The 18299-nt window shown below is 68.8% G+C and carries 11 protein-coding genes; 5 read left to right on the top strand and 6 right to left on the bottom strand.

Annotated elements, in window-relative coordinates:
- The first annotated feature begins 1 nt into the window (after window position 1).
- A complete protein-coding gene (locus AC07NN_RS23730; protein ID WP_494646275.1) occupies window positions 2–1840 on the top strand; it encodes an HWE histidine kinase domain-containing protein in 1839 nt (612 codons plus the stop codon).
- 109 nt (window positions 1841–1949) lie between these two features.
- On the opposite strand, the gene AC07NN_RS23725 is transcribed toward AC07NN_RS23730, so the two are convergent.
- Window positions 1950–3164 (bottom strand): CaiB/BaiF CoA transferase family protein, encoded by a 1215-nt coding sequence (locus AC07NN_RS23725; protein WP_494646274.1) that lies wholly within the window; start codon window positions 3162–3164, stop codon window positions 1950–1952.
- Window positions 3165–3284: 120 nt separating this feature from the next.
- Between AC07NN_RS23725 and AC07NN_RS23720 the strand changes: the two genes are divergently transcribed.
- On the top strand, window positions 3285–3911 hold the full coding sequence (locus AC07NN_RS23720) for a DUF4142 domain-containing protein (protein ID WP_494646273.1): 627 nt from the start codon (window positions 3285–3287) through the stop codon (window positions 3909–3911).
- A gap of 5 nt (window positions 3912–3916) precedes the next feature.
- Here AC07NN_RS23720 and AC07NN_RS23715 read toward each other — a convergent pair whose 3' ends face one another.
- Genes AC07NN_RS23715 through AC07NN_RS23705 form a run of 3 tightly spaced genes read right to left on the bottom strand, consistent with a single transcriptional unit; the run spans window position 3917 to window position 8825 of the window.
- Window positions 3917–4327 carry a PaaI family thioesterase gene (locus tag AC07NN_RS23715; RefSeq protein ID WP_494646272.1) on the bottom strand — a complete coding sequence of 137 codons (411 nt, stop codon included), beginning with the start codon at window positions 4325–4327 and terminating at the stop codon, window positions 3917–3919.
- A gap of 8 nt (window positions 4328–4335) precedes the next feature.
- Complete coding sequence (locus AC07NN_RS23710) at window positions 4336–7932, bottom strand: ABC transporter permease/M1 family aminopeptidase (protein ID WP_494646271.1); 3597 nt, start codon at window positions 7930–7932, stop codon at window positions 4336–4338.
- Between the two features lie 14 nt (window positions 7933–7946).
- Window positions 7947–8825 carry an ABC transporter ATP-binding protein gene (locus tag AC07NN_RS23705; protein ID WP_494646270.1) on the bottom strand — a complete coding sequence of 293 codons (879 nt, stop codon included), beginning with the start codon at window positions 8823–8825 and terminating at the stop codon, window positions 7947–7949.
- 224 nt (window positions 8826–9049) lie between these two features.
- Between AC07NN_RS23705 and AC07NN_RS23700 the strand changes: the two genes are divergently transcribed.
- From AC07NN_RS23700 to AC07NN_RS23690, 3 genes are read left to right on the top strand one after another with little or no spacing between them, the layout of a single operon-like run.
- A complete protein-coding gene (locus tag AC07NN_RS23700) occupies window positions 9050–9730 on the top strand; it encodes a fumarylacetoacetate hydrolase family protein (RefSeq protein WP_494646269.1) in 681 nt (226 codons plus the stop codon).
- A gap of 9 nt (window positions 9731–9739) precedes the next feature.
- On the top strand, window positions 9740–10372 hold the full coding sequence (gene maiA / locus AC07NN_RS23695) for a maleylacetoacetate isomerase (protein WP_494646268.1): 633 nt from the start codon (window positions 9740–9742) through the stop codon (window positions 10370–10372).
- Entirely contained in the window at window positions 10373–11005 is a 633-nt protein-coding gene (locus AC07NN_RS23690) for a carbonic anhydrase (protein ID WP_494646267.1), read from the top strand.
- Here AC07NN_RS23690 and pbpC read toward each other — a convergent pair.
- Both pbpC and AC07NN_RS23680 read right to left on the bottom strand, forming a co-directional pair.
- Complete coding sequence (gene pbpC / locus AC07NN_RS23685) at window positions 10992–13070, bottom strand: penicillin-binding protein 1C (protein ID WP_494646266.1); 2079 nt, start codon at window positions 13068–13070, stop codon at window positions 10992–10994. The two genes, AC07NN_RS23690 and pbpC, sit on opposite strands and share 14 nt — an antisense overlap.
- Before the next feature lie 125 nt (window positions 13071–13195).
- On the bottom strand, window positions 13196–18256 hold the full coding sequence (locus AC07NN_RS23680; RefSeq protein ID WP_494646265.1) for an alpha-2-macroglobulin family protein: 5061 nt from the start codon (window positions 18254–18256) through the stop codon (window positions 13196–13198).
- Window positions 18257–18299 lie beyond the last annotated feature (43 nt).

The following is an 18299-nucleotide window of genomic DNA, read 5'->3' as shown; positions in this document are numbered from 1 at the left end:
CATGGAGGACGCCACCATCGTCAGCGACGAACGCCAGGAAGCCGCTCGTCTCGCCGCCTTGCGCGCCCTTGGCGTCCTGGACGGCCCCGCGAACGAACCCAATTTCCTGCGCCTCGCGCGCCTCGCCGCCCGGCTTTTCGACGCCCCCAAGGCCGCCGTCGTCCTGGTCGACGAGACCCGGGTCTGGCGGAAGGGCTATGTCGGCTACGCCGGCGCCGAAGATTCGCGCGAGGGCGATCTGGCCGCGCGCGTGGTCGCCGCCGACGCGCCGGTCGGCCTGGCGGTTCCGATCCGCGACGCCGAAGGCCATGCTCTAGGCGCGTTGGTGGTCGAAGGCCCCGGCGCCAGCGGACCGGCCACGGCCGAGGATCTGCAAGCCCTGGAGGATCTGGCCGATCTGGCCGCCACCGAACTGGCGGCCAGGCCCTGCGGCGCGCGCAATCTCGAGAGCGAGCGCCTGGAGCTGGCCATCACCGCCGCCAGCCTGGGCGAGTTCGAGTGGGACATCGCCCGCGACATCATCACCGTCAGCCCGCGCCTGGCCAAGATCTCCAACATCGAGCCGGGCGAGGTGCCCGCTGGCAACGGCCTAGTGCTGTTCGACTACCTGCATCCCGACGACCAGCTTTGGGCGCGGGACGAGATCAACAGGCAGTTGAAGGAAACCGGCCAGTACGATGTCGAGTATCGCCGCCCCACGGGGCCGGACGGTCGCGAAACCTGGAACCACGGCACGGGCGTCGTGGTGCCCGGGCCGGACGGTACGCCCGCCTACCTGATCGGCGTTGTCCAGGACATCACCGAGCGCAAGGCCGAGGAAGAGCAGCGCGAGAACCTCGTCACCGAGCTGGACCACCGCATCAAGAACCTGCTGGCCGTCGTCCAGTCGGTGGCGGCGCAGTCGGCGCGCAAGTCGGCCTCGCTGGACGTGTTCCTGAAGACCTTCGCCGCGCGGCTGAAGTCGATGAGCTCGGCCCATGACCTGCTGACCGCCGCCCGCTGGCGCGGCGCCACCCTGGCGCGGATCGCCGCGGCCGAGCTGGGCGGCCTGGCGCCGACCCAGACGCGCTGGGACGGGCCGGAACTGTTCCTGACGCCGCGCGCGGCCTCGGCGCTGTCGCTGGCCCTGCACGAGCTGGCGGTCAACGCCGTGCGCTACGGCTCGCTGTCCACCGAGCACGGCAAGGTCGAGGTGGTCTGGCGTCGCACGCCCGAAGGCGGCTTCGCCCTGGAGTGGCTGGAAACCGGCGGCCCGCCCGCCACCGCCCCCACGGCCAAGGGCTTCGGCGCGACCCTGATCGAGGACGTCGCCGGCCGTGAACTCGGCGGCTCGGCCAGGATCCACTACAAGCCCAGCGGCGTCACCGCGATGATCCAGGGCGCGGCCGAAGCTCTGGTCGACTTCCTGCCGATCGAGCCCGTCGCCGAGGCGCCGGAACGCATCGTCGAGACCGTGGTCGCCGCCGACGAGACCGTCCGGCCGGGCGCGATCGCCGGTCTGAAGGTGCTGATCGTCGAGGACAGCCTGCTGCTGGCCCTGGAGCTGGAAGCGGGGCTGGAAGACGCCGGCGTCGAGGTGGTCGGCTGCGCGGCCGAACTCAGCGAGGCCCTGTCGATGGTCGAGCTGGACTTCGACGTCGCCGTGCTGGACGCCGACCTCAACGGCCAGTCGGTCGCCCCGGTGGCCGAGATCCTGCGCAGCATCGGGCGGCCGTTCGTGTTCGCCACCGGCTATGCCGACAAGGCCGCGCCGATGGGCTTCGATGCGCCGATCGTGAGGAAGCCCTACAACGTCCACCAGATCGCGCGCGCGGTGGCGGGGGTTACGGGGCGGATTTAGCGGCGCACTTGCCCCCTCCGCGCCTTCGGCGCGCCTCCCCCGGAGGGGGAAGAAGATCATTGCGTTCCTTCCGCCCGCCTTCGGGGGCGGACGACCTCGCGAAGCGAGGTCAGGTGGGGGGAGCCGCGCCCACGATCCCCTTCGCCCGCAGCCCCGCGACCGTCTCCGCGCTCAGTCCCGCCACCTCGGCCAACACCGCATCCGTGTGCTCGCCCAAGGTCGGCCCCGGCCAGCGCACGCCGCCTGGCGTCTCGGTCAGTTTCGGGAAGGCGTTCTGCATCTTGATCTGGCCGAACACCGGATGGGCCACGGTCACGATAGACTCCCGGGCGACGAACTGCGGATCCTCGATCATGTCCGGCGCGCGATAGATGCGCCCCGTGGCCAGGCCGGCGGCCTGCAGCCTGGGCAGCAGGTCGTCGATCTCCTGGTCGGCGGTCCAGGCTGCGATGCGGGCGTCCAGTTCGTGCTGGTGGACGCCGCGCGCGGCGTGGTCGCGGTAGCGGACGTCCTCGGCCAGGTCAGGCCGGCCCATCAGGTCGCAGAGGCGCTTGAACAGGGTGTCCTGGTTGGCGCCGATCAGCACCAGCTCACCGGACTTGGTCGGATAGACGTTCGACGGCGCGATGCCGGGCAGCACCGCCCCTGACCGTTCCCGGACATAGCCGGTCAGGTCGTATTCGGTGATCAGGTTCTCCATCACCGTCAGCACGCTCTCGTAGATGGCCGCGTCGACCACCTGACCCTTGCCGGTCCGCTGGCGGGCGTGCAGGGCCATCATCACGCCGAGCGCGGCGTTCAGGCCCGACAGGCTGTCGCCGATCGAGATGCCGGCGCGGGCGGGGTTGCGGTCGGGCTCGCCGGTGATGTGGCGCAGGCCGCCCATGGCCTCGCCGACCAGGGCGTAGCCGGCGCGGCTGGAATAGGGGCCCGTCTGGCCGAAGCCCGAGACCCGCGCCATCACCAGGCCCGGATTGGTCCTGGCCAGGGCCTCGTAGCCCATGCCCCACTTCTCCAGCGTGCCGGGGCGGAAGTTCTCGACCACCACGTCGGCCTTGGCGATCAGGGCGCGGGCGATGTCGCGGCCCTCCTCGGTGCGCAGGTCGAGGGTGACGGACTTCTTGTTGCGGCCGATCACCGGCCACCAGGGCGACAGGCCCTTGGGCTTGGACCGCCCCCACTGGCGCATCGGATCGCCGACGCCGGGATCCTCCAGCTTGATGACCTCGGCCCCGAAGTCGCCCAGCACCTGGCCGCAGAAGGGCCCCGCGATCAGCGAGCCCATCTCGATCACGCGCAGTCCGGAGAGCGGGCCTTCAGCCATGTCGATTGTCCCCCTGGTCACGGAACCGATCACAGGCCCGTGATGTTTATTCGGCACGACGGCGAACCGCGGCGCCGCCTTCATCCCTCAGTACAAAAAGAACCCCAGGGAAAGACAGCCATGACCCGTCATTTTCTTATTGTCGGCGCCGCCGTCGCGGCGCTGAGCCTCGCTGCCTGCGGCCAGAAGGCCGATGAGACCAAGGGCGCCGCCACCCCGGCCGAACAGGCCGCCACGCCGGACGCCAACCCCGCCGCTACCGTGCCGACCCCGGCCGACGAGACCAAGGCCGACGTCTTCGCCATGAAGGCCGCCGATAGCGACATGTTCGAGATCGAAGCCGCCAAGCTGGCCGCCAAGCGCTCGACCAATCCGGAGGTGAAGAAGTTCGCCGCGATGATGGAAAAGGCCCACACGGCCACCAGCGCGGAACTGAAGACGGCCATCGCCGCCTCGGGCGCGGCCATCACCCTGCCGACGATGCTGTCGAAGGACGCCCAGGATGACCTGGACGACCTGAACAAGGCCGACGCCAAGGACTTCGACAAGAAGTACGCGGACAGCCAGGTCGACGCCCACCAGGCGGCCCTGAACCTGCTGCAGCGCTACGCCCAGGACGGCGACACCGCCGCCATCAAGGCCTTCGCCGCCGCCACGGCCCCGAAGGTCCAGGAGCACCTGAACATGGCCGAGGGCCTGAAGAAGGGCTTCGACACCGGCGAGGACGTCGCGAAGGCGAAGCAGTAAGCTTCCTAAGGAATGGCGTAGGCCACCGTCGCCTTGGCGGCGGCCCGATCTCGCCCTTCCGTCCACATCAGGACATCGGCCGTCGCGATGCGGCGGCCGAGCTTGAGCAGGGTGGCCTCGGCATAGAGATCGCCGGGCTTGCACCCTCTCAGGAAATGAATGTTGAGCGAGGTGGTCACCGCCATGGCCACCTCGCCGATGTGCGCCAGGATCACCGCATAGGCCGCCGTGTCGGCCAGGCCCATCAAGGTCGGTCCCGAGATCACCCCGCCCGGCCGCAGATGCCGGGACAGGTGCGGCAGCTTCAGCAGCGCCCGCCCGGGTCCGACCTCGACCACCGAGGCGATCTGGTCGGGATCGATGTCGGGAAAGGCGCGACGCAGGAACGCGTTCAGCGCTTCCGCGTCCATCTTCATCGCCTCGCTCACCCGCCCACCTTGACCGTGTTGTCGTCGCCGTTGCGGTCGATCACCGTGTTGTAGGGATCGATGCCCGCGAAGGTCGGCGCCTTGGCCACCGTGAAGGTGAAGGTCTGCACGCCCGAGCGGATCGGCCGGCGCTCGTAGAGCACTACGTCCTTGGCGTCGAAGCCCTTGTCGCCCGGCTTGGTGGTGAAGAGGCCGATCTCCATGTTTTCGGCGAGCGCGGCGCCCGTCTCCTTGCCCTTGCCGTCTGCGTACTTCTTCTGAGCGTCGATCGTGACCGTGACATCGAACTTGCCGTCGGCCCGCTTCTTCACCGACGCCGACTTGGTCTTCAGGTCGTAGAGGGTGATCTTCTCGAACAGGTCGGTGATCAGGGCCTGCTTGTCGGCGGGAGCTTCCGCCCGGAGCGCCGTCAGGAAGTCGGTCGTGATCGGGTAGGGCGCGCCCTTGAAGGCGTGGTTGGCGATCAGCTTGCGCAGGGCGCGGTTGACCGTCTCCTCACCGACCTCGCTCTGCAGCCGGTACATGACCAGCGAGCCCTTGCGGTAATAGACGTAGGGCTGGTTCTCGACCTTGTAGAGCGGCTGCTCGTCAATGACGTCGCCGCCCCGCGCGCGCAGATAGCTATCCAGCTCGAACTTCAGGAACTTGCGGATCTGGTCCTCGCCGTAGGTGTGCTTCATCACCATCAGCGCCGAGTACTGGGCGAAGGTCTCGCTCAGCATGGCCCCGCCCTGCTGGTCGGCGCCGATCACCTGGTGGGCCCACCACTGGTGGCCGATCTCGTGCGCGCCGACATAGGTGACCATGTCGATCTTGGTCGGATCGCGGTAGTCGGAGATGAAGAACATCCCCTCCGACCACGGGATCGTATTGGCGAACGACTGGGCGAACTGGGCGTAGTCCGGGAACTCCTGGAAGCGCAGTTGGCGGAACTGATACGGGCTGAAATTGACGCTCATATAGTCCAGCGAGCGCTTCATCGAGGTCTTCATCCGCTCGATGTTCCAGGTGTGCTGGGGGTCGTAATAGACCGCCAGCTGGACGCCCTTGTAGGTCTCCTCGGCCACCTTGTAGCGGGCCGACTGGATCGAGACGAACGGCATGATCGGCGCCTCGGTGACGAAGCGGGCGACCCGGCGGCCGTTCTTGACCGTGTCCGAGACCTTGTAGCCCGGCGCGATCGGCGTCTGGTCGGCCTCGGTGGTCACGGTGATGTCGGAGCTGACGAAGTCGGCGTCCTTGCGCAGGCCGTTGAACTGCATCGAGGCGACGTCGCCCAGCTTGGCCATGCGCCGCTCGGGCGGCAGGCCGTACTTGCGGCGCTTGGCGCGGTCGCTGAGCAGGCCGTCGCGCGACATGCCCAGGATCGGCGCGATCTCCATGTTGTTCACGAAGGTCCCGTTGTCGACAACTCGCTCTTCCTGCCCGCTGTTGGGGAAGCCGCGCTGGGCGCGCAGGGTGATGAAGCTCATCTTGCGCTGCTCGCCCGGCTCCATCGGGGTGTCGAAGGCGAAGATGCGGTAGTTGAACTTCTCGTAGGTCTTCTTGGGCCGCGCGCCCTCGATCGACAGGCCCTTGACGGTCAGGTCGCGGTCGAAGCGGACGTGGATCTCCTTCAGCGCCGCGCCCGTGCGGTTCTCGATCACGTAAGCGCCCTTGGTCTCGATGCTGGGCGCGTGGGGCTTGAGGTCCACGTCCAGCATCATCGAGACGATCTTGGGCTGGGGCGTGTTCTCGAACGAGAGCAGGGTCTTCTCGTAGTCGGCCTGCCACTTCTCGTTGTCGATCCGGGTGCGGTAGTCGTTCCAGACGTTGGTGTTGACGTAGATGAAGCCGCCCAGGGCGACGAAGGCCGCCACCGAGACGCCCATCACCAGGCCGGCCCCGCCACGCAGGCGGCTGGGCAGACGCGCCAGGCGCGGCAGCAGCCGGGTCTCGGTCCCGCGCCGCCACAGGCCATAGGCCAGCACCAGCAGGACGAGCGCGAAGGCCATCCAATACGCGTGCATCCACCAGGCGCCGATCCAGAACTTGCCGAGGCCGTTCATGTCGGAAAGCGGGACCAGTGTCCCAGACGCGTAGTTATAGAGCTTGTGCTCCCATCCGAGGCCCGGAAACACGAACTTCGACACCATGAACAGAACCATCAGGCCCCAGCCAATGAACTTGTGGGGGCTGATGACTTGGAGGAAGACCGCCAGGACCGCGAGCAGGATGAAAAAGATCGCTTGAGGAGCGAGGTACCAAACCAGGTACTTGCCGATCTCGAAGTTGAAGTAGCCATGGAAGGCTTGGCTGAGGATCGCGGCCAGCACGCTGATCAGCAGCGTGGAGACCAGCACCAAGCTGATAGCGAGGGTCTTGGGCGCGACGAAGGCCCAGTCAGGCACCGGCGTGGAATCGATGATCTCGTGGGTTTTTTTCTCGCGCTCCCGCCAGACCAGTTCGCCCGAATAGTAATTGGCGATAATCCACGGGATCAGACCGAACGAGCCCATCAGCGGATCGATAAGGACTCTGGTCACGGGATAGACCACGCCGCCATAGCGGCCGGCGTCCGTCGCGAACCACAACGCTCCCATCGTGTTGGCGAGACCCAGGAACAGCAATACGAAATAGGCTGGGCTCTTGAAGACTTGGCCCATGTCGAGCCGTGTGCGGACCACCAGCTGGGCCCAGGCCGTCTTGCGATCGAACAGCGGTTGCGGCATCGGGCCTGACAGCGGCGCGGGGGCGGCATCCTCTTGAGCCTTCGCTTTCCCGTCCTTTTTCTTGGCCTTGCGCACGCCGGACAACTCGGCCGACTGAAAATTGAACAGGCTGTAGGCCAGCGCCAGGAAGCCGGACGAAAGGACCAGCACGAAGACCCGGTTGAACAGCAGAGCGCCAGCGAAGGGCGGGATGAGGGTGTTGCGCTCGCTGGCCGTCCAGTACTTGGTGACGAGCCCATAGGCGGCGGTGCCGAGTGGTTCCCAGTACGCCGCCCCTGTCGCGAATTCAGGCCGGTCCAGCGCGATGCTCGCAATGATGTAGAGGACCATGAAGGCGATCACGCCGACGTAGGTCCACATCATCGACCGAGTAATCGTAGCCAGGGCGAAGAAGATCGCCGAGGTCAGGAGGATCGAGGGCAGGGCCAGGGCGAAGTACGCGAACAGATAGGCGTGGAGATCGTTCGACCCCAAGCGCTCAGGATCGATCCACGGCATGAACGAGCCGATCCAGACCGCCAGCGGTACCACCAAGAACGAGATCGCCGCCGCCACAAAGGCGCCCGTGAACCGGCCGTAGAGATAGTCAAACTTCTTGACCTGGGTGGACCGCAGGATGGGTCCGAAGCCGGTCTCGTCGTCACGCACCACCACGTTGGCGACAAAGGCCGTAGTCACGAACATGTAGAAGATCGAAAAGATCAGATGGTTCTGCGCGAGCGCGAACGGTCCGTTCCTATGGTCGCTGGGACCCAGACCGATACTGATATTGCTCGACGTGGTGACCCCGAAGGTCAGCAGGAAGAAGATGGTCGCCACCACCCAGAAGACGGGCGACTTCAGCTGGTAGCGGAGCTCGAAGCCCGCGATCTTGCGAAACATCGCGCCGCTCCCCGTCAGGCCGCCCGCCGGGTGGTCGAGAGGGTGGAGAAGTAGACATCCTCCAGCCCGCCCTCGACCGGGGTGAAGCCCGCGCCCGGATTATCGTCCGACAGGATGTGGATGACGGTGCGACCGCCGAGCAGGCGGGTGGAGATGACCTTGTACTGGTCCTTGGCGCCGTCCAGCTCGGCCTTGTCGATGACCTTCTTCCAGATCTTGCCCTTCAGCTGGGTGACCAGGTCGGTCGGCGCGCCCTCGCGCACGATGCGGCCGTCGCAGATGATGGCCATGGCCGGGCAGAGGTCGCTGACGTCCTCGACGATGTGGGTCGAGAGGATCACCACCACGTTCTCGCCGATCTCGGCCAGCAGGTTCAGGAAGCGGTTGCGTTCCTCGGGGTCGAGGCCGGCCGTCGGCTCGTCGACGATGATCAGGCGCGGGTCGCCGATCAGGGCCTGGGCGATGCCGAAGCGCTGGCGCATGCCGCCCGAGAAGCCGGCGATGGCCTTCTTGCGCACGTTCCAGAGGTTCACCTGGTTCAGCAGGTTCTCGACCGTCTCCTTGCGCTCCTTGGCGCCGGAGATGCCCTTGAGCACCGCCATGTGGTCCAGCATGTCGTAGGCCGAGACGCGCGGATAGACACCGAAGTCCTGCGGCAGGTAGCCCAGGGTGCGGCGCAGCTGTTCGGGGTTCTTCAGCACGTCGATGTCGCCGAAGCGAATGTGGCCCGAGGTCGGGGCCTGCAGCGTCGCGATCGTGCGCATCAGGGTCGACTTGCCGGCGCCGTTCGGGCCCAGCAGGCCGTACATGCCGCGTGGAATCGTCAGGCTGACCTCGTCCAGGGCGCGCGTCCCGTTGCCATAGACGTGCGTGAGATTCTCGATGATCAGCATGTGCGTCCTGTTGCCCCCAAGAAGTCGCCCAATATGTCCCCAGCTGCGACATGACTCGACGCCGGCGACACGGGCAAGTGAAAGAACGTTTAGGCGCCGCGTTCAACCGCAGGATTTCTGAACAACGACCACTTTGCGGCCGGCCGCGACCCTGTGCTCGACCAACGAGGACGTGAGCGCGACGAGGGTTTTGGCGAACCGCGTTTGGCGCTACAGGAAGCGCCATGACGACCTACGCCTTTGCTCCGCACGCGATCCCGACGGTCCCGGTGGAGGGTTCCGACGCGGCGTTTCCGGTCCGGCGCATCCTGTGCGTGGGCCGAAACTACGCCGCCCACGCCCGCGAAATGGGCGCCGACACCCGCGATCCGCCGTTCTTCTTTTCGAAGCCCGCCGACGCCGTCGCGCCGCTGAAGGGCCAGATCGCCTATCCGCCGGCGACCAGCGACCTGCATCACGAGATCGAGCTGGTCGTGGCCCTGAAGAGCGGCGGCGCGAATCTGACGCCCGAGCAGGCGCTGGAAGCGGTGTTCGGCTACGCGGTCGGCGTCGACCTCACCCGCCGCGACCTGCAAGGCGCGGCCAAGGCCAAGGGCCATCCGTGGGAGGCCGGCAAGGCCTTCGACGAAAGCGCCCCGATCACCGCGATCCGCGTGATGGCCGAGCCCCCGCCCGAGGCCGCCGTCACCCTGTCGGTCAACGGCGTCGAGCGTCAGCGCGGCCAGGTCGGCGACATGATCTGGAACATCGGCGAAATCATCGCCAAGGCCAGCGAGCTGTGGACCCTGGCCGCCGGCGACCTGATCTTCACCGGCACGCCCGAGGGCGTCGCCGCCATCGTTCGCGGCGACACGGTCGTCGGCGAGGTCGAAGGCGTCGGCCGTCTTGAGTTCACGCTCGTCTAGGGGCTGGATATGAAGCTCGTCCTGCACAGCGCCAAGCGCGCCAGCGCGCCCTATCGGGTGCGGATCGGCCTGAACCTGAAGGGCCTGCCCTATGAGCTGCGGCCCGTGGACCTAGTGGCCAACGCCCATCACGGCGACGACTACCGCGCCCTCAACGCCCAGGCCCTGGTCCCGACCCTGGAGGTCGACGGCCGTCCCCTGACCCAGAGCCTGGCGATCCTGGAATGGCTGGACGAGGTCTCGCACGAGCCCGCCCTGCTGCCGTCCACGGCCTATGAGCGCGCCATCGTGCGCGGCATGGCCGAGATCATCGCCTGCGACATCCATCCGCTGAACAACCTGCGCATCCTGCGCCAGCTGACGGCGCTGGAGATCGGCGAGACCGACCGCAACGCCTGGGTCGCGCGCTGGATCAGCGACGGCTTCCGGGCCCTGGAGCCGATGGTGGCCAAGCACTCGGGCGGCTTCGCGTTCGGCGACGCCCCGGGCCTGGTCGACTGCCTGCTGGTGCCGCAGGTGTTCAACGCCAACCGATTCACCGTCGACCTGTCGCCCTTCCCGGCGATCCAGGCCGCCGCGGCCCGCGCGGCCAAGCACCCGGCCATCGCCGCCGCCCACCCCGACCATCATCCGGAGCGCTAGATGCTTGAGGACCTGAAAGCCAACAACGCCGCCTGGTCGAAGAGCAAGACCCAGATCGACCCGGAGTTCTTCAAGCGCCTGGAGAACCAGCAGAGCCCCGAATATCTGTGGATCGGCTGCAGCGACAGCCGCGTGCCGGCCAACGAGATCGTCGGCCTGGATCCGGGCGAGCTGTTCGTGCACCGCAACGTCGCCAACCTGGCCCCGCCGCAGGACGCCAACTATCTGTCCGTGCTGCAGTTCGCGGTCGACGTGCTGAAGGTGAAGCACGTCATGGTCGTCGGCCACTATGGCTGCGGCGGCGTGGCGGCGGCCATCGACGGTCAGCGCCGGGGTCTTGTCGACCACTGGCTGCATCCGATCCGCGAGGTCCACGCCGAGCACAAGCACGAGCTGGAAGCGATCCCGGAGAAGCGCGCCATGCTCGACCGCCTGACCGAGCTGAACGTCGCCCGCCAGGTCCGCAACGTCGCCGCCGACGTCTTCGTCCAGGACGCCTGGGCGCGGGGCCAGTCGCTGGCCGTGCACGGCTGGGTCTATTCGCTGGCCGACGGCCTGGTGAACGACCTCAACATCGGGATCGCCAGCCTCGAGGACTACGAGCGGGTGATGGCCGACCCTAGCCGCCTCTGATCCGAACCTTGGCGGTCACCCGACGCCCCTGGGCGTCGACCACCGCCAGCTTGTAGAAGCCCGGCGCCGTCGGCTTCCAGATCGCGCGGCCGCTGATCGGATCGGGATCCAGCGGCGCGCCCTCGACATACCAGGTCAGGCCCTCGCCCTCGGCGGCGAGGACGAGGCCGCGCGCCTTGGGGCCCAGGGCGTCGACCTGCACCGACGCGCCGTCGGGCGGGAAGATCAGGCGCGGGCCGGCGTTCTGGGCCTGCAGCTTCTGGAGCGCCAGCGGCGCGGCCTTGGGCGCGATCGGGCGCGGGGCCGAGGTCGGGGCCCCGATGGCGTCGGCGACGTCGAACAGCAGCGGCAGGGCGGCGTCGCGTCCTGTGAAGCCGCCGCGCGCGCCGCCATCGGCCCGGCCCGTCCAGACCAGGATCGCATAGCCGCCGACCACCCCCGCCGCCACCGCGTCGCGGAAGCCGTACGAGGTGCCGGTCTTGAACGCCATCGACGGCCCGCCTCGGGTCAGGGCCGAGGGCGCGCGGCCGCGCGGGGCCGGGGCCTCGCGCAGGATGTCCAGGATCTGGCGCGCGGACTCCGGCCGGACGAGACGCGTTCCGCTCGAGCGCTCGCGGGTCTTGGCGTCGGCCTCGGTCCAGGCCAGCGGCTTGGCGACGCCACCATCGCCGAGCGCCGCGTAGAGCATGACCAGATCGCGCCAGGTGATCCCCTCGCCGCCGAGGGCCAGGGCCAGGCCGGCCTCCTTCAGCTGGGCCTTGGGTCGGGCCAGATGGGCGCCGGCCGCCTCGATGCGACCGGCGAAGGCCTCGGGGCCCAGCTTCTCCAGGGTGGCGACGGCCGGGACGTTCAGCGAGTGGGCCAGGGCCTCGCGCACCGTGACCTTGTCGTGGAAGACGCGGTCGAAGTTCTCGGGCTGGTAGTCGGCGAAGCGGGTGGCGCTGTCGGCCAGCTGGGTGTCGGCCGCGACGATGCCGTCGTCCATCGCCATGGCGTAGATGAACGGCTTCAGGGCCGAGCCCGGCGAGCGCAGGGCGCGGGTCATGTCGACCCAGCCGCCGGGCCGGTCGCGGCCGGCCGAGCCGACGGCGGCGCGGACAGCGCGGTTCCTGATCTCGACCACCAGGATCGCGGTCGTGGCGTCGGGGCCTTGAGCGGCGGCGACCGCGGCGGCCATCGGCTCCAGCTTGGCCTGGAGGTCGGCGTCGAGAGTCGAGACGACGCTGGCCTGGCCGGCGGGCGCATTGCGGGCCAGCTCGCCAGCGACGTGCCAGGCCAGGGCCGGGAACGGCGTCCGATGTGGCAGGGGCTCGTTGCCGGCCTCGTAGGCGGCCGCCTGGGTCAGGACACCGGACCGGACCATCTTGGCCAGCACCGAGGCGCGCGCGATCCGGGCGGACTCCGGACGACGATCCGGACGGCGGGCTTCCGGCGACTGCGGCAGGGCGATCAGCATCGCCTGCTCGCCGTCGGTCAGGCTGGACGGCTCGTGGCCGAAATAGCTGAGGCTTGCGGCGCGGGCGCCTTCCAGGTTGCCGCCATAGGGGGCCAGGGTCAGGTACAGCGCCAGGATCTCGCGCTTGGAAAGCCGCGACTCCAGCTGCACGGCGCGGACCATCTCGACCAGCTTCGAGCCCAGATTGCGCGGACGCGGCTCCAGCAGCCGCGCGGTCTGCATGGTCAGGGTCGAGGCGCCGGAGGTCACCCGGCCGTGGATCACCGCCGAACCGACGGCGCGGACCAGGGACAGCGGATCGACGCCGAGATGCAGGTAGAAGCGCGCGTCCTCGACCTTGATCAGGCGTCGTTGGAAAGCGTCGTCGGTGCGCTGGAGGTCTGCGCGGATCCGCCAGCGGCCATCCTCGACCGGCAGGGCCCGCAGCCACGTTCCTCGGCGGTCGAGGGTGACCGGCGAGGAATGCCTGGCCCGGGTCATGTCCGGCGGGAAGGCGGCGCTGAGGGCGAAGAGGGCAACCTCGGCGGCGAGTAGGCCGATCAGGACCTTGGTCAGGCGGGGGACGTCGCCAACCTTCTTCCCCCTCCGGGGGAGGAGGATGCGCAGCATCCGGAGGGGGCGAGTTAGGAATGGCCCACCGGAAACATGGGATTCCTTCACCTACTGGCCCCCTCCGGGCCTGACGGCCCTCCTCCCCCGGAGGGGGAAGAAGGGCTCGCGATACCTCGACGTCATCACTGCCCCGGCGCGATCGTCGCGCGCGAGGCCTCCGAGCGGCCGACCACCGCCGGACGGTACATGTCCTTGGCCACCGCGCCCGGCAGGAAGAAGCTCCCTGGCGTCACCGCCCGGGCCACATAGGCCAGGGCGAAGGCCTTGTTGCCCTCCAGGTCGAGCGCGGCGATGAAGCGGTCGTCGCGGCTTTCCTGGACATCGGCCGCCGTCAGCTCGCCCAGGAACTTGAACGGACCGTTCTGGGCGTCGTCGGCGCTGAGGGTCGTCTCGATCTCGAAGCCCGCCGGCAGGGCATCGTCGACCACCAGGGCGGTCGAGCGGGCCTGCAGGTTGCTGCCCGAGACCAGCACGATGATGCGGTCGCCCTGGCGGATGGTCGCCGGGTCGATCGCGCCGCCGCCCATCGACAGCAGGCGCTTGGAGACCGACAAACCACTCGCCGACGCGGCCGGGGCCGAGGTCGGGGTGCCGCGCACCGACACCGTCCGCCACAGGGCGCCCTTGCCCGTGTTGACGAACTTGGCGTCGGCCAGCTTGCCCACCGCCCAGCGCGGCGCGCCGCCGGCCGGCGGCAAGGCCGCCGCGCCCTTGGCGTCGATCGAGATCGGGCCCGAGGCCTGGATCAGGGCGTTGGCCGCGTGCAGCAGCGCCGCCTGTTCCTGGGTGTTCAGGCTGTCCGGATCCTTGGAGACGTTCTCCAGCCGGCCTTGCAGCTGGCGGGCGACGTCCATCATGCCGGACTCGGCGGCCAGGGCCGTCAGGACGGCCGTGTCGCGCAGCGGCGACTGGTACCAGTCCTGCTCGTCCTTGTAGCCGAGCGCGTTCACCGCCTGGCGCATGGCCGAACGGGCGCGGGCGTTGTCGCCCATGCGCGCCAGACCCGCGGCGACGTAGGCTTTCGCGACCGGCTGGGCTTCGTCCTTCATCTGGACGTCGTGCCACCAGCGCAGGCGGGCCAGATCGCCCTTGCCGGCCTTGGCCATCACATAGAGGGCGTAGGCCGAGGCGCGGCGGCGCATGCGCTCTGTCGCCTTCTTGGAAGCGTCTTCGTTCGACGCCCACCAACCCGGATACTCCATGCGATAGGCGACCGAGGCCCAGCCTTCGGGACGGCTGACCTGGCGCATAGCCGAGACCGCCTTGTCGATGGCCGCGTCGGGCACGGCCACGCCTTGGGCGCGGGCTTCCAGCAGGAAGTCGACGACATAGGCGCCCAGCCAAGGGTCGGCCTCGCCGTCGCCGACCCGCCAGAGGCCGAAGGCGCCGTCCAGGGTCTGGCGATCCAGCAGCTTGCCGACCGCCCCGGCCAAGGCCGCAGGCGTGCGCTTCAGCTTCGGATCGTTCGAGAAGCTCTGAGCGTACAGCAGCGGATAGGCCGTCGAGACCAGCTGCTCGGTGCAGCCATACGGATAGCGCTGCAGCGCCACCGCGATCGCCGAGGGGTCGAAGCCCCGGATCGGCGAATAGCTGACCTGCATCGTCACATCGCCCGCCGCCAGGCCCGACAGCAGAGCGTAGGACGGGGTGAAGGCCTCGCCCGGCTTCTGTACCTCGGTGGTGGTGCGCACGACGTCGCCCCAGCCGAGGCGCGTCTGGATCGGATAGTCCTTCTGGGTCGTGAAGCCGGGACCGGCGACCTTGAAGCCGATCTTGCCGACACCCGTCACGTCCGGCGCCAGGAAGGGGATCTTCTCGGCGATGCGCTGGCCCAGGATCAGCTGGAACACCTTCTTGAAGGCGACCTTCAGCCCGTTGGTCGAGAAGGCCTCGGCGGTGTAGGCGCCCGGCTTGCCCTCGACATTATGCAGCTCCAGCGTGGCGTAGGCCTGGTCGCCCGGCGCCAGGAAGCGCGGGAGATTGAGGTCGGCCACCACCGGCTGGCGCACGGTCAGCGGCTTGGAGGCCGAGCCGACGGCGGTGTCGGTCCAGGCCACGGCCTGGATGCGCAGTTCGCCGTTGAAGTCGGCGGCCGGCAGCTTGATCACCGCCTTGCCGTCGAAGCCGGTCTCTACGACGCCGGACCACAGGGCCACCGTCTTGATCGGCGTGGTCGTCAGGCCTTCGCCGCCGACCTCGTCGCCACCGAAATTGACATTGGCCGGCGCGCCCAGGTTCGGGTCGAGCAGGCGGCCGTAGTCGTCGCGGTAGTTCAGGGTCAGGGCCCGCTTGCCGAAGTACCACTTCACCGGATCGGGGCTTTCCTGGTGGGTCAGGCGCAGGATGCCCTCGTCCACGGCGGCGATGGTGACCTTGGCGCGTTGGCCCAGGCCCATGCCGGACACCTTCACGGGAATCTCGACCGGGGCCTTGCTGTCGATTTTGACCGGCGTGCCGAGGTCCACCGTCAGCTTGCGGCCCTTGGGGTCGAGCGGAACGTAGACCAGTCCCAGGGCCCGACGCGGCTTGGGCGAGGCGACCGGGTCGCGCGGCTGGATGACGCTGACCATGACATAGGCCCCGCCGCCCCAGTCGGCCGTGGTCTTCAAGCGCACGGTCGTTCCGTTCTCGCCGACGCTGACGGTCTTGAGGTCGATCAGGCGGTCGGTGGCGACCGCGATCTGGGCCTCGCCGGCATAGGGCGGCTTCAGGGTGATTTCGACGGTGTCGCCTTGCTCGTAGGTCCGGGTTCCGGCGGTGACGCGGACGACATCCGGCGCCTCGCCTTCGCGGGCCGGCGAGCCCCAGCCCGCCGAGAAGCGGGTCACGGTGCGCGCGCCGTCTGCGCCCTCGACCTCGAGGCGATAGTCGCCCCAGCCGAGACGACGGGTGAACTTGGCCGGCGCGCCGGCGCCGATATTGACCTGCGCCTTGGCCACGATCGCGTCGCGGCTGCTGCGACGCCACTGCCAGCGGCCGTTCTGCTGGAACCAGTCATAGTCCCAGCGCTCGGCGACGAGCGTGTAGGTCGCCGTCGCGCCGATGCGCTTGCCGGCGGCGTTGACGGCGATGATGTCGAGGCTGACGGGCGGATCGCCCTTGCCCGACTCGCCCTGGTCGACCTTGACGCCGTAGTAGACGGACTTTGCGCGCACCTTCAGGTCGACGCTCTCGCGCACCGGGCGGCCGCCGGGCTCGAACACCGAGGCGGTCACGGCCGCGACCAGCGGCTGGTTGGTGTCACCCGCGTCGGTCGAGGTCACGGCCAGATTGGCGTGGCCCTCGCCGTCGGTGACGGTCGTGCCGAGGTCGAGATACTTCTCGTCGAACGGCTTGGACTGGTCGCCCCATTCGAAGCCCTTGTAGGCGGGGAACGGGTCGGTGTCGGTCCGCAGGCGGGCCTCGCCCTGGGTCTGCAGGCCGGCGCCCGGCGCGCCGTAGAGGAAGCGGGCCGAGACATCGACGCGGCGGGTCTCGCCGGCGCCTAGCGGCATGCTTTCCTGGCCCGTAGCGGTGACGGCAAGACGCTGGGGCGCGAAGTCCTCGACAGAGAAGCTCAGCGAGCCGGTCGCGTCCTCGATGCCCTCGATGTGCAACTCGGCGGACCACCGCCCGCGCGGGGCCGAGCGGGGCAGGGAGATGTCGGCCAGCACGGCGCCGACATTGGCCTGAGTGAACGGATAGCGGCGGAACTCCACGCCTGACGGCCGCTTGACGATGATCTCGCCCTTGCGGTCGCTGACGGCCTTGGCCATGCGGTCGCGGACCATGGCGGTCAGGTGGACGGTCTCGCCCGGCCGGTAGATGCCGCGATCGGCATAGAGGTAGCCGTCGATCTCGGACGCGATGCTGCGCCCATCGACGCCGCCCTCGGTGCGACCGCCGACGCCCTGCTTGGAGAGGTCGACCGGCGAGCGGTCGAGATCCAGCACGGCGAGATCGCCTTGCGGCCCATAGGCCATGACCATCTTGGCGCGCTCGGCGCCCTGGCCCTTCAGTAGCGGACGCAGGAAGCGCACGCGGCCGTCGGCGTCGCTCTTGGTCTCGGCCAGAGCCTCGCCGTCGGCGGCGACCAGGGACACGTTCACGCCCGACAGGGTCTTGGCGCTCTTCAGCGAGCGCACCACGACGTCCAGGCTTTCCGAGCCATCATAGGCCAGCATGGCCATGTCGGTGAACACGATCCAGCGGCGGGCCTGGGCGGGATTGTTGTCGCCGTTCTCCTCGTCGGGATCGCGGCCGCCCGAGACGTCGCGCGCCTTGATGACGAAGGCGCCGGCCTTCATGTCCTTCAGCACCGCGCCCAGCGGGAAGACAGTGGTCGCCTTCTGGCCGGTGGCGCCGCCGGTGACCTGCACCGTGCCCTTCCAGACCTTGCGGCCGTCATCGCCCACGGCGTCGTCGCCATAGTCGCTGGCCCAGTCGCCTTCGCCCGTCGGGTCGGGGGCGCTGATCGACTTGCGGACCAGGTTGCGGTCCGGCACGCGCCAGACCTCGATGGCCAGGGTCTGGACGTTGATCGTCTCGATGCCGACGCCGTCCGATTCCTCGCGCGGCAGGATCACGCCGTCGCCGGCGAAGCCGACATACGGGGGCTTCTCGCCGAAGGTGAAGTCGACGTCGGCATTGGCGGTCAGGGTGTCGCCGCCCTTGGCGGGTAGGCCCTTGAGCAGGGTGATGCGGTGATCGGTGAAGCCGACGCCGCCCAGGCACAGCTCGTCGCCCTTCACGCGCACGGAGGGCTGGCGGCCGAGGTCGGGCGAGATCAGCACGAAGTCGGCATAGGACTTGGACGGATCCAGGTCCTTGGACATGCGGATGCAGGCCAGCGGATCGGAGCCGGTGCTGTCGACGCGGGTCTGCCAGACCGCGAAGCCTTCGGGCTTGGGGATGCCGCGACGCGGGGCGTTGGCGCCGCGCGGCTTGCCGAACAGCGACCAGGCCTCGCCCTTGACCGACTCGGCCCCGGCCGGCTTGCCGCCGCCGAAGAGCCAGCCGCCCTTGCCGGCGGCGAAACCACCGCCGAAGCCGACGACCAGCGACGCGGCCACGGCGATGGCGACCGGGCCCTTGAGCGCGGCGGGCCAGTGTTCGGCGACTCGCGCGCGGAGACTTTCCCAGCGCGAGGCCTTGGGTTTAGCGGAGTCGCGAGCGCCTTCCGGCGGAGTCTCGTCCGTCGACATCCGTTGTCTCCCACCTGATTTGCGCTAGTCCAAGGGAATTGAA

This window comes from Caulobacter sp. GW821-FHT09H08, from assembly GCF_059415885.1.
Note: the sequence above shows the minus strand (reverse complement) of the source record. Positions and strands in the feature narration are given on the sequence as shown.

Coding starts and splice junctions, on each gene's coding strand:
- AC07NN_RS23720 (WP_494646273.1), top strand. CDS start 3,285: ATGACCCGTCATTTTCTTATTGTCGGCGCCGCCGTCGCGGCGCTGAGC.
- AC07NN_RS23680 (WP_494646265.1), bottom strand. CDS start 18,256: ATGTCGACGGACGAGACTCCGCCGGAAGGCGCTCGCGACTCCGCTAAA.
- AC07NN_RS23705 (WP_494646270.1), bottom strand. CDS start 8,825: ATGCTGATCATCGAGAATCTCACGCACGTCTATGGCAACGGGACGCGC.
- AC07NN_RS23715 (WP_494646272.1), bottom strand. CDS start 4,327: ATGAAGATGGACGCGGAAGCGCTGAACGCGTTCCTGCGTCGCGCCTTT.
- AC07NN_RS23690 (WP_494646267.1), top strand. CDS start 10,373: ATGCTTGAGGACCTGAAAGCCAACAACGCCGCCTGGTCGAAGAGCAAG.
- AC07NN_RS23710 (WP_494646271.1), bottom strand. CDS start 7,932: ATGTTTCGCAAGATCGCGGGCTTCGAGCTCCGCTACCAGCTGAAGTCG.
- pbpC (WP_494646266.1), bottom strand. CDS start 13,070: ATGCTGCGCATCCTCCTCCCCCGGAGGGGGAAGAAGGTTGGCGACGTC.
- AC07NN_RS23730 (WP_494646275.1), top strand. CDS start 2: ATGGAGGACGCCACCATCGTCAGCGACGAACGCCAGGAAGCCGCTCGT.
- AC07NN_RS23700 (WP_494646269.1), top strand. CDS start 9,050: ATGACGACCTACGCCTTTGCTCCGCACGCGATCCCGACGGTCCCGGTG.
- AC07NN_RS23725 (WP_494646274.1), bottom strand. CDS start 3,164: ATGGCTGAAGGCCCGCTCTCCGGACTGCGCGTGATCGAGATGGGCTCG.
- maiA (WP_494646268.1), top strand. CDS start 9,740: ATGAAGCTCGTCCTGCACAGCGCCAAGCGCGCCAGCGCGCCCTATCGG.